We start from the raw sequence: 13,958 nt of genomic DNA, 5'->3' as shown, positions 1-13,958 counted from the left end.
GCTCGCGAATGCGGTGTGCCAGTCGACTAATGTGCTGACTGATCCACCGCATTCGCGAGCAAGCCCGCTCCCACAGGGGGGATGCGGTTTTCAGTTAGAAATGGTATTTGACCAGCAGGCTTGCCGTGTCCTGGTTGGTTTCGAACGCACCGGTATCCTGGATCCCGTACTTGTTCTTCCAGTAGTCATACTCGATACCCACGTACAACTGTTTGTCGCCCCAGTGCAGCGCCTTGCCCAAGTCATATTTGATCTGTGGGTTGAAGTGCAGGTTGGCGTGGTAAGTGCCACGGGCGTTCTTGTCGTTGTCCACGACCCAGTCCATGAAGCCGTCGATCAGCACGTTGGAGTTGCCCACGGGAATGGTGTACGACCACACCGGCGTGATCTGCCACACGCCGTCACCCGGGCGATTGCCTTCGGTCTGGCGCTGGTAGAAGTTCAGCTGGAAGTAGTCGAAACCCGGGATGTTCAAGTCAAAGCCAGGGCCGAGCAGGTAGGACTCGTTGTCGCCTTCGCCGAACTCGTAAGTGAAGGCCAGCAGCACGTCCTTGATCGGGCCGAACGACAGGTCCTTATCGAAGATCTTGCCGAACGACAGGCGTGGGCTGAACTCGCCGTAGTAAGTACTGGGGCCGACGTTGCCGTCTTCCTTGCCGTTGTAAAAGATGCGGTCGACGAACAGGAAGTTGTCGCCGTACTTCCATGCGTCGGCATGTTCGAACGTAACGGTCTGCTGGATCTGCGGGTTGACGGTGAAGTTCTTGCCCCACAGGTAAGTCAGGCTGTTGTTCTGCCACTGCAACAAGTCACCGGCCACGGCTTGGCCACCGGCCAGCAGGGATCCCGCCAGCATCAGGCCTTTGAACATAGGTTTCATTCGGTTGCTCCCGAGTTAAAGTTTTATGGTTTTTCTTCTACGCAGGCGCTCTGATGTGGCGCCTTTTGGTTCGCTGCAAAAATCGTCTGTTTGGTCAGCTTTAGTGCTTTTAGCAAGACCTGCGCCAAGGTATTTAAAAAGCCAAAAAATCCCCGTCGGCTGCATGAGATGCAGTCGATCCGGAGGACTTTTTGCGTAGGTTGGCCGCAGACAACAGGCCGGGATAAGTTGGCCTTGCAGTCAGCTTTTACATCTGCTGTTTTTTTTTGAGTCGATTCGAGCGGGCGCGGAGAATACTGGCTCCCAGGCCTGGGCTCAAGTGCGCTGTAACAGAGCGCGTGGGGCGAGAATGGGGCGCGGCTTGTGGCCGGCCCCAGGTGGAGGATGTGCATGCGTGTGTTCCCGTTTCGTTATTGTTTTTGTGCGAACGAAGGAATCAATGCGTGTGGGCAACGGCAGGTCGTTCAGAACCACCGAGAATGTTGAACAGGATATTCAGCGACAACGCGCTGAGCGTGGCCATGGCGATACCACTGTGGGTAATCGGGCTCATCCACAGCGGCAACTGTGCGAAGAATTCCGGGCGTACCACGGGGATCAGGCCCATGCCGATGCTCACCGCCACCAGCAACTGGTTGCGGCGGTCGGCGATGTCGGCTTCTTGCAGGATCTTGATCCCGGTGGCCGCTACCATGCCGAACATGGCAATCGCCGCGCCGCCCAGCACCGCCGGTGGAATCGACGCGACCAGGTAGGCCGCCTTGGGCAGCAGGCTCAGCACAATAAGGAACACCCCGGCCATGATCGTCACCGAGCGGCAACGCACGCCGGTCATCTGCACCAGGCCGATGTTCTGGGCGAACGAGGAGTGGGTGAAGGTGTTGAAGAAGCCGGCGAAGAACGACGCACCGGCATCACACAGCAGGCCACGGCGCAGCATCTTCGGCGTCACGTCCTGGCCGGTGATCTTGCCCAGTGCCAGGAACATCCCGGTGGACTCGACAAAGATGATCACCACCACCAGGCACATCGACAGGATGGGGGCCAGCTCGAACTTGGGCATGCCGAAGTGCAGCGGCGTTACCACTTGCACCCAGGGCGCCATCGCCAGGCCACTGAGGTCGACCATGCCGAGCGCACCGCACAGGGCGTAGCCCAGGCCCATGCCGATCAGCACCGAGATATTCACCCAGAAGCCGCGCATGAAACGGTTGATCAATAGGATGGTGGCCAGTACCAGTGCGGCAATGGCCAGGTAGATCGGCGAGCCGAAGGTGGCGGCCGCGCTGCCGCCACCCGCCCAGTTCACGGCCACTGGAAACAACGACAGGCCGATGGCGGTAATCACCGTACCGGTCACCAACGGTGGAAAGAAGCGCACCACCTTGGACATGAACGGTGCGATCAACATGCCGAAGAACCCGGCGGCGATGGTCGCGCCGAAGATCCCCTGCAGACCGATGCCGGGCATGCCGGCCATGGCGACCATGCTGCCGACGGCGGCGAAACTGGCGCCCATCATCACCGGCATGCGAATGCCCACCGGGCCGATACCGAACGACTGCACCATGGTGGCGATGCCGGCCACGAGCAGGTCGGCGTTGATCAGGAAAGCGATTTCTTCACGGCCGAGGCCTGCGGCCTGGCCAATAATCAGGGGCACGGCGACGGCGCCGCCGTACATCAGCAAGACGTGTTGCAGGCCTACCAGAATCAGTTGCAAGAGGGGCAGCCGCACCATGGCGGGCGCGGCAGGAATCTGCGGTTCGGCTAACTCGGTCATGCAACACCTCGAATCTTTTTTATTGTTGTGTTGTTTGGCAACCGCTGCGCGGTTGATCGCTGGCAAGCCAGCTCCTACAGGTTTGCGAATCCCCTGTAGGAGCCGGCTTGCCGGCGATAGCGGCCGTCAAGCCACCGAAAATCTAATTGGTACGCGCCCCCTGGTTGATCCAGGTGCCAATCAAATCCCGCTCCTGCTGGGTCATCTGGGTGATGTTGCCCAGCGGCATGATCTGGCTGGCCACGGCCTGCGCTTGGATGCGCGCCGCCTGCTGCTGGATCTGCGCCGGGGTGTCGAACATCACCCCGGCCGGCGCGGTGCTGAACAGCGGGCTGGTCGGCTTGGCCGAGTGGCATACGGCGCAGCGTTCCTGGATCACACCGTGCACCTTGTCGAAATCAATCGTGGCCTGTGCCGGGGCAGTGGGCGCTGCAGCCGGTTCGGCAGGTGCGGCGGGAGCGGCCGGTTTCAAGCCACCGCCCAGCGCCGTTTCCGGCAACGGTTGGTACTCGATGGCGGCAGGCGCCTTGGCCACATCCGGTGCGATCGACACCGGTTTCGGGCCGGTCACGTAGGCCAGGCAAATCATCGCCAACGCGCCGACGGGCAGCGTCCACGCATATTTCTGGCTGTCATGACGGGTGTTGAAGTAGTGACGCACCAACACCGCTGCCACGGCGATACCGGCCAAGATCAGCCAGTTGTATTGGCTGCCGTAGGTGCTCGGGAAGTGGTTGCTGATCATGATGAACAGCACCGGCAGGGTGAAGTAGTTGTTGTGACGTGAACGCAGCAAGCCCTTGGCCGGCAGCGCCGGGTCCGGTGTGCGGTTTTCGGCGATCGCCGCCACCAATGCGCGTTGCGCCGGCATGATGATGCGGAACACGTTGCCCACCATGATGGTGCCGATCACCGCACCCACGTGCAGGTAGGCGCCACGGCCGCTGAACACCTTGCTGAAGCCATAGGCCGCCGCAATCAACAGCACGAACAGGATGAAGCCGAGCAGGGCAGGGCGTTTGCCCAGAGCCGAGTCGCACAGGAAGGAGTAGATGAACCAGCCGGCGAACAGCGAGCCGATGCCCAGCAATACGCCTTCAGGCCCACTGAGGCTGCTGCCCGGGGCCAGCAAGTACAGGGTGGGGTTGGAGTAGAACACCACGCACAGCAGCGCGATCCCCGACATCCAGGTGAAATAGGCTTCCCATTTGAACCAGTGCAGGTTGTCCGGCATGGTCGGCGGGGCCAGTTTGTATTTTTCCAGATGGTAGATACCGCCACCGTGGATTGCCCACAAGTCACCGGCCAGGCCGTCCTTGGGGTTGACGCGATTGAGGTTGTTTTCCAGCCAGACGAAGTAGAAAGAAGCGCCGATCCACGCGACGCCAGTGATCATGTGAACCCAGCGCACGCTCAGGTTCAGCCATTCCAACAGATGTGCTTCCACAGTCTTTACCTCTCGCCTGTCACCCTTGTTGTCGGGTGATCAGACCTTCTCTTATTGGTGGGGGGCGAGGATCAACCGCTCATCCTCTTTGAAAAAATGCTCATCGCAGTTATTGCCTGTGCCACTGCGATCAACCACCAGGAAGTCATCCCGCTTTTCGATCGTCAGCACCGGGTGGTGCCAGACGCCGCGATGGTAATTAATGCCCTGCCTGCCGTTGGTAACGAAGGCGCGGACCAAGCCCGATACAGGTTCATCGCCAAGTGGCGCGACCACGATCAGAAAGGGGTTGCCGAGCAGCGGAATGAAAGCCTGGCTGCCCAGCGGGTGTCGTTCCAGCATGCACACGGTCAGCGGCATGTCCTGCGCGTCGGCGCGGAAGATGCTGATGATCGCGTTGTCCTCAGGCTTGGCGGTTTCCACCGTGGCCAGTTTATGGAAGCGCATGGTCGACCCGTTGTTGATCATGAAGTGATCGCTGCCATCGGTTTCGATAACGTCTCCGAAAGGGGCGAAGGCTTCTTTGGTCAGGGGTTCGATCACGAGTGTGCGCATGGCTGTCTTCTTATCCGAATTTTGTGTTGTTTGATCTGACGCCTTCGCGAGCAAGCCCGCTCCCACAGGGGAATGCATTTCAAATGTGGGAGCGGGCTTGCTCGCGAATGGCATCACCGCTTACTTCGCTACCTTGCCCAAAACGCGCAGGCGGCTCACGCCACCATCCGGGAACACGTTCAGGCGAATGTGGGTGATGGGCCCCAGCGCCTTGATCTGCTCGACGAAGGTGTGTTCAGCGTGCATTTCCAGTTTCTGCGCCGGCAGCAGTTCGCGCCAGAACAGCGATTGGGTTTCGATCTGGCTGTCGGTGCCGCCCTTCACGAAGGCGCCCTGGATCGAGCAGGTGTCCGGGTAGTTGCCCTTGAAGTGCAGGGTGTCGACGATGATTTTCTCGATCTCACCCGGGTGGCCCAGGGCGACGATCACCCAGTCATTGCCCGGCGTGCGACGACGTGCGGTTTCCCAGCCATCGCCCATGTTGATGCCACGGCCCGGGTTGAGGATGTTGCTCATGCGGCCGAAGTGTTCGTCGGAGCAGGCCAGGGCACGGCCGCCGTTCAAGGCGGCGGCCAGGTCGACCTGTTCGTTGTCGCCCACCGAGGACCAATCGCGGAACGGCACGCCGTACACACGCAGACGGGCCACGCCGCCATCCGGGTAGATGTTGAAACGCAGGTGGCTGAACGCCTGGTCGTTGTTGATCTCGTGGAAGTGATGGCTGTTGCCTTGCAACTCGACGGCCGACAGTACTTCTACCCACTGGGTGTTTTCATCAGGGTCGCCCGAGGCCAGGAAGCAGGCTTCCAGGGAGGCCGACGGCGGGAAGTTGCCGGTGAAGAATGAAGTGTCGATGTCCACGCCTTTGATCGAGCCCGGTACGCCCAGGCGGATCACGGCGCTGTCGTAGCCTTCGAAGCGCTTGCGGCGCGATTCCCAGCCGTCCATCCACTTGCCGTTGTCATCGAAAACGCCCTCCTTCCACACGGCCGGGGTCGGCTGGAACAGGCGGTTGGCGTCGGCGAACCAGTCATCGGTCACGGAGAGGATCTTGGTGCCCAGGCGGGCGTCGGCCAGGTTGACGAACTTCTCGAAAGGTACGGGTTGCGCTTTCATTCTTCTTGTCTGCCTTAAATAGAGTGGCTTGGGATGCTCACCAGGCCCTGGGTGCTCATGAACACTCGGGCGAGGGTTGCTTAAAGAGTCAGTAAACGGAACAACGCGATCTTGTTGATCTCGGCCAGTGCGCATTTGAACTCGGTGTCGACCGAGTGGTGGATGCGCGTTTCGAACGCGGCAAGGATCTGATGCCGGTTGCTGCCTTTTACCGCCATGATGAAGGGAAACTTGAACTTGGCCTTGTAGGCATCGTTCAGCTCGGTGAAGCGAGAAAACTCTTCGGCCGTGCATTGGTGAATCCCCGCGCCAGCCTGTTCATCGGTGCTGGCTTGGGTCAGTTGGCCCTGGACGGCGGCTTTGCCGGCCAGGTCCGGGTGAGCGTTGATCAGGGCCAGCTGACTGGTGTGATCGGCGCTCAACAGGATGTCGCTCATGCGTTGGTGCAGGGTTTCGATTTCGTCAATCGAAGGGTCCTGGCCCAGGTCGAAGGCCTTTTCGGCCACCCATGGCGAGTGTTCGTAGATGTCGGCGAAGGCCTGGACGAATGCGTCGCGGCTCAAGGTCGAGGGCTTCAGGGTGTGGAACGCAGTCATTTCGCCGCTCCCGTGTGGGGGTGGGTTTGGTGCCAGTGACGGGCAATGTCCACTCGGCGAGTGAACCAGACCTGCTCGTGACCTTTGACGTATTCAATAAAGCGCTTCAGCGACGCCAGGCGCGCAGGGCGGCCAATCAGGCGGCAATGCAGGCCGATGGAGAGCATCTTCGGTGCCTCGGCGCCTTCAGCGTAGAGCACGTCGAACGCGTCCTTGAGGTACTCGAAGAAGTCGTCGCCCTTGTTGAAGCCCTGCACCTGGGTGAAGCGCATGTCGTTGGTGTCCAGGGTGTAAGGGATCACCAAGTGCGGCTTGCCAGTGGGGGTGTTGGGCTCCCAGTAGGGCAGGTCGTCGTCGTAGGTGTCGCAATCGTAGAGGAAGCCGCCTTCCTCCATCACCAACCGGCGCGTGTTGGGGCCGGTGCGCCCGGTGTACCAGCCCAGTGGGCGTTCGCCGGTCAGTTCGGTGAGGATGCGGATGGCTTCGAGCATGTGCTCGCGCTCCTGGGCCTCGTCCATGTACTGGTAGTCGATCCAGCGATAGCCGTGGCTGCAGATCTCGTGGCCGGCCTCGACCATCGCGCGGATCACGTCCGGGTGGCGCTGGGCGGCCATGGCCACGGCGAAGATGGTCAGCGGAATGTCGAACTCTTTAAACAGCTTGAGGATGCGCCACACACCGGCACGGCTGCCGTATTCGTACAGCGACTCCATGCTCATGTTGCGCGCGCCTTGCAGCGGCTGGGCCGAGACCATTTCCGACAGGAAGGCTTCGGACTCTTTGTCGCCGTGCAAAATGTTGCGTTCGCCGCCTTCTTCGTAATTGAGTACGAAAGACAGCGCAATGCGTGCCTTGCCCGGCCAGTGGGGGTGAGGAGGGTTACTGCCGTAACCGATCAGGTCGCGTGGGTAGTCAGCGCTCACTGCAGTCTTCCTTCTTGTTCGTGATCATTCATGTGGCGGCCGGGCAGTGAAATGACTGGGTGGCGTCACAGCGATGAGTGATTGTATACAACTTATTGCCAACTTTGTAAGCCTGCATTTCTGCATTTTTTCTGTCACACCCCACTCAAAGGTACTGCAAGAAACTTGCCTGCCTGGTCAGCTAAACCACAAAATCTTTCTACACAACACCGATTTGTAAGAGCCGGCTTGCCGGCGATCGCCTCCCAAGGGACTATCAGGCACACCACCCCCGTCGGCAACCCGGTTCGAATGGCGATCCGGTAATTTGTTTAATTTATTGTGTACAATTTTTTTAAAAAGTGTCTTAATCAGTCATCGCCGGCTTTTTTGATGCCCCGGAAAAGTGCGGACCTTTCTTCTACTGGCTTAAGGAGGCGCGTAGACGCCATGGGACGTTTGACCACACACGTTTTGGACGCCGCACACGGCTGCCCCGGCAGCGCAATCAAGGTCGAGCTGTACCGCGTCGATGGCGCGCAGCTGGAACTGGTTGCCACGGCCCTGACCAACAGCGATGGCCGGTGCGACGCCCCCTTGCTGCAAGGTGACGACTACCGCAGCGGTGTCTACCAGCTGCAGTTCGGCGCCGGCGATTACTACCGCGCCCGCGGCGTGCAATTGCCTGAACCGGCTTTCCTGGATGTGGTGGTGCTGCGCTTCGGCATCAACGCCGAACAGGATCACTACCATGTCCCGCTACTGATTTCGCCCTACAGCTACTCCACGTATCGCGGTAGCTAGCGTCACCTCGCTTCACACCCCCAAAGCTCTTCGTTGGATTTTCGCCCGCCCACACTGCGGGCTTTTTTTCGTCTGCCAATTATGTAACGCACCGGCACAGGAGAGAGTGCCTAGGCTCGGCTGTTTCAGCCTTGAAGAGCCGTCATGAGTCCAGACACGCCCGATCCTATCTCGCCCGCCTTCGATTTCGACGATCCCGCCGTGACCCGGGAGCAGCGCCTGGCGGCGATTCGCGCACTGCTGACACGGCGGGTCAATCGTGCGCGCGAACCCAGCCGTACGATCAACCAGATCCATGCCGCCCACGCGCGCTGCATGCACCACGCGAAAGAGCTGGGGCACCTGGCGGGGCGGGCGCCGCGCATTTTGTCCATCATCCGCCATGCCTTGCGCGAAGCGTTCGCCCTGGACCCGGACACCCTGCTCTTCAGCGAACCGCCACCGCCCCAATCGCCCCTTCACGTCAACAGCTTGACCGATCGGGCGCTGGCCTTGTTCAGCGACCCCGGTGTGCCGATCAACCTGCACCATTTCACCGCCTTGAGCGTGCAAGGCCAGCCTACGTGCGCGCTGGCGTTCAATGCCTGGCAGGCGCTGGAGCGTGTCCGACAGTTGCGGCTGTTGGACCGTATCAATAGCGCCACGGCGGACTACTGGCAGCAACTGGCCCAAGGCACCTGGCTTTCGCGTCGCGAACGCTGGGTCGAATTGCGCAAGGCGTTGTTTGCCGACCAGGCTTTCCTCGCGCATCAGCTGTTCCACCTGTCGGATAACGGTTACGCCATGCTCGGGCAACTGATCGACGCCCCCGACGCAGAGACGCGCCAGCGGGCCGGAGGGGCCTGGGCGACGGTCCAAGTGGCAACAGTCTCATGGCCCCATGCCGAGCACGGGGTGCTGGCGCTTCCGGGTGCCTTGCACATCAGTCGGGCAGGGGCCGTTGATGGGCTGCAGGTCATCTACCTGCCAGGGTTATCGCGCGGGTTTCATGAGTTCAGTTCTGGGGCCCAGATGCAGGCGCAGTTACCCGACCTCGTGCATCGATCGTTGTTGGGGCAATGGTGGCACTACCTGCCACTGCATCGTCAGGTGCAGGCGCCGATGCCGGTCGGGAGTGCACTCACGCAAGACGCGTTGGCCCACAGTGCGCAGGCCTTGCTGGAGGGCCAATGGAACAATGAATGGGGCTGCGTGCTGTCCCTTCATTACGCTGCGCCGACAGCGCCTGACGATCCGTTGCCGAGTCGATGGCTCGCGCGCCTGCTGCGGACGGTTGAGCAGGGCCGCACGCGCCTGGGCAACGGCCTGCCATTTGAGACGGTCCTGGACACCTTGCTGGAGTGGGATCGCCAGCGTCGCCAGGCAGACATCGTGTTCTCCCGAGTGTCGGGCGACCTTTCGCGCGGTGCCTGTGAGCGTCAGGTACAGCGTTACGAAAGTGGCATGGAGGCCTTGCTGCAGACGCCCGGTGACGATACGGCCTACCAGGCCTTTGCACGCCGCGAAGCCCAGCGCCAAGCCCAGGCGCAGATCATCGGGCATTCGACCCAGGCTGAGGAGGGGCGTCTGTTCGAGACAGGGTTCTGGCTGGAACGGCTTGATGACACCCACAAGCGCGCCACGCGGGTATTGAATGCCCGGCGCCTGGCGTTGCGCCTGGACGCCCAGCTTGATCACAGCCTTGGAATCATCAAGCAGACCCACCTGGACCGGTTGCTGGAAGTCCTCAGCAAGCCTCTGGCCAGCCAGCGCCTGGGCAGTGACACCCGTGTGCTGCGTATCGCGATGGGCAGCCACCGTTTGCAGGGGGCTTTCGTGGTGACCACCGCCCGCGCAGTGATCGAACCGACCTGGGTGCAACCGGTGATCCTGGTGGTGGCGGGCGGCTTCGGCGGGACTGCGGTGTTCGATCACTTGGAGGCCTTGTCCCAAGCGCTTCGGGCCAGCTTTGCCAGCCGTGACGGCTCGGTGTTGTGGCGGTGCATCGCTCGGGATGAGCGCGCCGCTGCACGTTTGGCCTTCTCCCGACCGACCGTGCCGGACTATCGAATCACTGAAAATGACGTACTTCACGAAGACTTCAAGGCAACGGTTGAACACTATGCGCGGTTGCGCAAACAGCTGGAGGCGGACAGGCGAGTGTTCAGTGAGGTCAGTGACCCGGCCCAGGGCCTGCAATGGCTGGCGATGGAACTGCGCGAGCACCTGCAGGTGCCGGGCAATGATGCGCGGACCCTGGCCCTGGCCAACGTCGACTTTGTTCGTTTTGCCGCCGAGCAGGCGAAAAGCCGACCGGCCTGGCTGGCCACGGCCACCACCGCCCAGCGTCAGGTCTATGGACGTTTGCAGCGGCGCTACCTGTCCAGTGCCCTGGCGCTTGAGGATCGGCTGTGGCAGGTCCTGCCGCCGTTGCACACCTTTGCACGCGAGCGGCTGGTAGCCCAACTGACCCAGGATGGTTTTTACCCGGAGCTGGACGTGGACCAGCCGCTGCTGGAGATGCCGGATGATGTCAGTGCCCAGTTCTGCGGTTGGTCGAGCCAGTGCGTGCCCGGCGAGCGCCAGGTCAAAAAGGTCGCCAGCGCACAGCGCACGCCGTTCAGCCTGCTGGACCTGGCATTGCACAATCTGGACGCCCAGGCGCCGTGGACCGAATGGCGACTCAATCGCGCGCGTTATCTGCAACCTGCGTGGAAACAGCGCCTGACCCCGCGTTACCTGATCAAGACCCTGTCGGCACTGGACCTCGGTGGCCAATACCAGCGCTTGATCCAGCGCGTATTTGCGCCGGGCCCGCGCGCGCTCCCACCAGGGCTCATCGATCGCACCACCTTGCAGCTGGCGCAGATGCAGGTGTATTCGGCGGTGCGCCAGGGGCTTTCGGCAGCCGGTAAAAGCCTGTTCGACACGGCCATGACCACCAGGGGTGCGGATCACGTCAGCCTTGGTTTCTTGCGCTTGCGCGGCCATACGCTCGCCCATGACCGACATATTGCCGGCGTGCTGGTCATCACCGATACCCTGTCCCAGCGTTGCCTGGTGTATTGGCCGGGTGCCATGGGCTACCCGGTGCTCGCCGAATACAGCAGCCAGGCCGAGGCCCTGGCGCATTTGAATCGAGCAGGTGCCAACGCAGACTGTATCAAGGCGTTGGCGCAACGGGTCGCACCTGGCTGGGAAGAGGACGCCTTGGCCACTTATCCCGGGCAACCGGTACCCTTGCGAACGCCCCTGGTACTGTTGATTGCCGTCGGGTCCAGGCCTGTTCATGGCTATGGGATTCTCAGGGTGTACGAAGCGATCCGACGACTGGTGCGCAGCTTCAAGATCAGGCACAAACTGCCGGTTGCCACGCTGTCCGCCATCGAGGCGCAAATCCAGGAACAGATCGATGCGCAGCCGGGCGCCTGGTTGGCGATCGTGCCCACCTCCCAGCGCGACGCCCTGGCCCTGTTCGCCCACGCGCGCAGGCTTGAGCTTCAGCAGCAGGCCCACGCCAGTGCCAACACCCGTGCGACGCTGGCGCGCTACCGCGAGCTGCGTCTGGGCGAACAGGCGGACGCCACGGTGCGCGGTCTTTTGTCCTTCATTCCGGTGATCGGTACGGTTGTCAGCCTGTATGAACTGTTGCTGGCTGCCGGGCGCTATCACCTCAGCGGCACGCCCGAGGATGCGGTGGACGTGGCGTTTCTGACGCTGATGGCGTTTATCGATGTGCTGACGGCATTTGCCCCCGGCACCCGACCAGGCGGCAGCACCGGACTGCGCAGAGGGCTGCGCCAGCTCCATCGCCGGGGGCGCGGGTTGACTCGGCTGCCGCCAGCCCCGCGCCCCCTCACGTTGCTGGAGCGCTTCAGGAAACCCTTCTCCAGCGACGGCGCCGTGCCCCTGAGTGGGCCGGGCAACAAGGGCGTATACGTTAAAAACGGCGAGCTGTTCATGGCCGATGGCGAACACCATTACCCGATCTATCGGCGCGGGGATGAGCAAGCATGGCGGGTGAAAAGCCCGGGCGGCGAAGCGGAGGGGGAGCTGGTGCTGCAGATCCGCGAGGATCGCGACTGGGCGCTGGGCGCGGATGCGCCACCGCCATCCCCACAACCCGGCCCGAGTTCAGCGGTATGGCGGCCTTTTGCAGCGTCGCACACCACAGAGTGGGTGCCGCCGTCATTGGGGGCGCTAGAGCAACGCCTGTCCCAGGTGACCATGGCGCCCAAGACCTTTGAAGCCTGGGCGATCAATACGCCCATGACCTTGACCAACGCTGTCCCTGAACTCGGGATCTTCGACGTGTCCGGGCCGCCCTCGGCGCAGCGTTACAGGGTGCTTCAGTATGACGCTCGCCACTACCGACTGCTGCCTGACGGTTCCCAGGTGTCGCCACGTAAAGTGGTGTTCATCATTCGTGATCGTCCGCTGGAACATGCGGCCTCGTTGGACATTGCCTATTGGCTGGAGGCCGGGACCTTTGATCAACCGATACCGGCCACCTTGGGGGCGGACGGTCGCTGGACGTTCCATCGCCCGTTGTTCAGCGAGTCGTTACGGGTGTCGCTGGCGCGGGGCTTTCCGGGCATGACCGCCAACAGTCGTACGTTCCTGATCGATCGCCTGCTGGAGTTGTCTGACCCCAGCCGCCGCCTGACCGCTACCCATCTGCTGCGCCTGAAGGCGACCCTGGAGCGGTGGGGGGTGCCCGGCACTGCCGGGCAAACCGATGATCTGCTCAAGTTGTTGCGGCCCCTGCACAGTGCCAGCAGTACCAGTGTCTATATTGGCCGCGAATCGACCACACCGGGGTTTGACCGGTTGGACTTCATCCTGCGGCAACCGCCGCCACTTGATCTGCGAGCGCCCACCCAGCACAACCTGCTCGAGCGGTCCCATATGATGCAGCATGCCGTCAGGGATATCCTCGAACAACAGGGGTTCAGCGTACTTAGCGTCGAAAAGAAAGCCGGCTCTGGCGCGACCGTGGATTTCAGCTGTACCCATCCACAGTCCAACAACCTGTATTTCGTGCTCACACGCTGGGCCAATACCGCTAGCTTCAAGTTGTATGCGGCGCGTGCCATGCAACTGACTGACGAGTGGTTCAACTACCGCGCCGCCACAGCGAGCTTTGCCACGGCGTTCGCGCCCATCAAGCAAGCGATGGACGAAGGGCGCCTGGTGAGGATCATCGCAGGCATCCAATGGACACCCACGACAGCCCCGACGGTGTTCTTCGTGCGGTTCGGCAGCCTCAGGCCCGCGCCAAGGCCGCACCGCCGGCGCCAGCAAACAAGGCCGCGCTCACGCGATTGAACCAGCCCTGGCCCTTGCCGCTGCGCAAGTAACGCGCAGCGCCGTGGGCGCTGAGTCCGTAGAACACCTTGCACAGCAGGTCCAGTACGGTCCAGGTGGCGATCATGATCAGCAATTGCGGGATGAAGGCCTGCTCACTGTGGAGGAACTGCGGCAGGAATGCGGCGAAGAACAGGATGTCCTTGGGGTTGCTGGCGCCGAGTACGAAAGCCCGGCCAAACAGCGCACGAAAGCGTGGAACCGGCGCGCTGTAGGGCACTTCTGCAGCCTTGGCCGGTTGCCGCGATTGCTGCCAGCTCTGCCAGGCGAGGTAGAACAGGTACACCGCGCCGACGATCTTCAGGGCGCTGAACAACTGTTCCGATGCCAGCAGCAGCGCACCAAGGCCCAGTGCCGAAGCACTGAGCAGGAGGATCGAAGCAGATACCCCACCGAGAAACGCTGGATACGAACGGCGCAGGCCGTAGTTGAGACTGTTGCTGATCATCAACAGTGACAGTGGCCCGGGTATCAGGATCACCACCCATGCTGCGCCGCTGAACAGTAGCCAGGTTTCCAGGTTCATCCG

The 13,958-nt window shown here is 61.8% G+C and carries 11 protein-coding genes; 2 read left to right on the top strand and 9 right to left on the bottom strand.

The genetic code is table 11. The annotated features are described in order from the left end of the window. Window positions 1-94: 94 nt before the first annotated feature. The 8 genes from M2394_RS20295 to puuE form a co-directional block, all read right to left on the bottom strand. Window positions 95-880 (bottom strand): outer membrane protein OmpK, encoded by a 786-nt coding sequence (locus M2394_RS20295; protein ID WP_178921322.1) that lies wholly within the window; start codon window positions 878-880, stop codon window positions 95-97. A 23-nt stretch (window positions 881-903) separates the two neighbouring features. Continuing rightward, complete coding sequence (locus M2394_RS20290; protein WP_178921324.1) at window positions 904-1,272, bottom strand: hypothetical protein; 369 nt, start codon at window positions 1,270-1,272, stop codon at window positions 904-906. A gap of 44 nt (window positions 1,273-1,316) precedes the next feature. After that, the gene (locus M2394_RS20285; protein ID WP_178921326.1) at window positions 1,317-2,663 is read right to left on the bottom strand and encodes a nucleobase:cation symporter-2 family protein; all 1,347 of its coding nucleotides are present in this window, start codon (window positions 2,661-2,663) and stop codon (window positions 1,317-1,319) included. A 142-nt stretch (window positions 2,664-2,805) separates the two neighbouring features. Then, window positions 2,806-4,110, bottom strand: coding sequence for a urate hydroxylase PuuD (locus M2394_RS20280; protein ID WP_259174115.1), 1,305 nt, complete (start codon window positions 4,108-4,110; stop codon window positions 2,806-2,808). 51 nt (window positions 4,111-4,161) lie between these two features. Then, a complete protein-coding gene (locus tag M2394_RS20275) occupies window positions 4,162-4,665 on the bottom strand; it encodes an ureidoglycolate lyase (protein ID WP_016976354.1) in 504 nt (167 codons plus the stop codon). Window positions 4,666-4,785: 120 nt separating this feature from the next. Next, window positions 4,786-5,781, bottom strand: a complete 996-nt coding sequence (alc, locus tag M2394_RS20270; RefSeq protein ID WP_178921328.1) for an allantoicase — start codon at window positions 5,779-5,781, stop codon at window positions 4,786-4,788. Window positions 5,782-5,861: 80 nt separating this feature from the next. Then, the gene (gene uraD, locus M2394_RS20265) at window positions 5,862-6,377 is read right to left on the bottom strand and encodes a 2-oxo-4-hydroxy-4-carboxy-5-ureidoimidazoline decarboxylase (RefSeq protein WP_178921331.1); all 516 of its coding nucleotides are present in this window, start codon (window positions 6,375-6,377) and stop codon (window positions 5,862-5,864) included. Continuing rightward, window positions 6,374-7,300, bottom strand: a complete 927-nt coding sequence (gene puuE, locus M2394_RS20260) for an allantoinase PuuE (protein WP_178921333.1) — start codon at window positions 7,298-7,300, stop codon at window positions 6,374-6,376. The genes uraD and puuE overlap by 4 nt, the downstream gene beginning before the upstream one ends. Window positions 7,301-7,729: 429 nt before the next feature. On the opposite strand from puuE, the gene uraH reads away from it, so the two are divergent. Both uraH and M2394_RS20250 read left to right on the top strand, forming a co-directional pair. Beyond that, window positions 7,730-8,083, top strand: a complete 354-nt coding sequence (uraH, locus tag M2394_RS20255) for a hydroxyisourate hydrolase (RefSeq protein WP_259174101.1) — start codon at window positions 7,730-7,732, stop codon at window positions 8,081-8,083. Window positions 8,084-8,227: 144 nt separating this feature from the next. Continuing rightward, on the top strand, window positions 8,228-13,390 hold the full coding sequence (locus tag M2394_RS20250) for a dermonecrotic toxin domain-containing protein (RefSeq protein ID WP_259174100.1): 5,163 nt from the start codon (window positions 8,228-8,230) through the stop codon (window positions 13,388-13,390). On the opposite strand, the gene M2394_RS20245 is transcribed toward M2394_RS20250, so the two are convergent. Next, on the bottom strand, window positions 13,329-13,955 hold the full coding sequence (locus tag M2394_RS20245; protein ID WP_259174098.1) for a LysE family translocator: 627 nt from the start codon (window positions 13,953-13,955) through the stop codon (window positions 13,329-13,331). The genes M2394_RS20250 and M2394_RS20245 overlap by 62 nt on opposite strands. Window positions 13,956-13,958 lie beyond the last annotated feature (3 nt).

It is taken from the genome of Pseudomonas sp. BIGb0164 (assembly GCF_024810135.1).
Lineage (GTDB): Bacteria > Pseudomonadota > Gammaproteobacteria > Pseudomonadales > Pseudomonadaceae > Aquipseudomonas.
The sequence above is the reverse complement of the archived record's forward strand: the minus strand, read 5'-3'. Positions and strand labels throughout refer to the sequence as shown.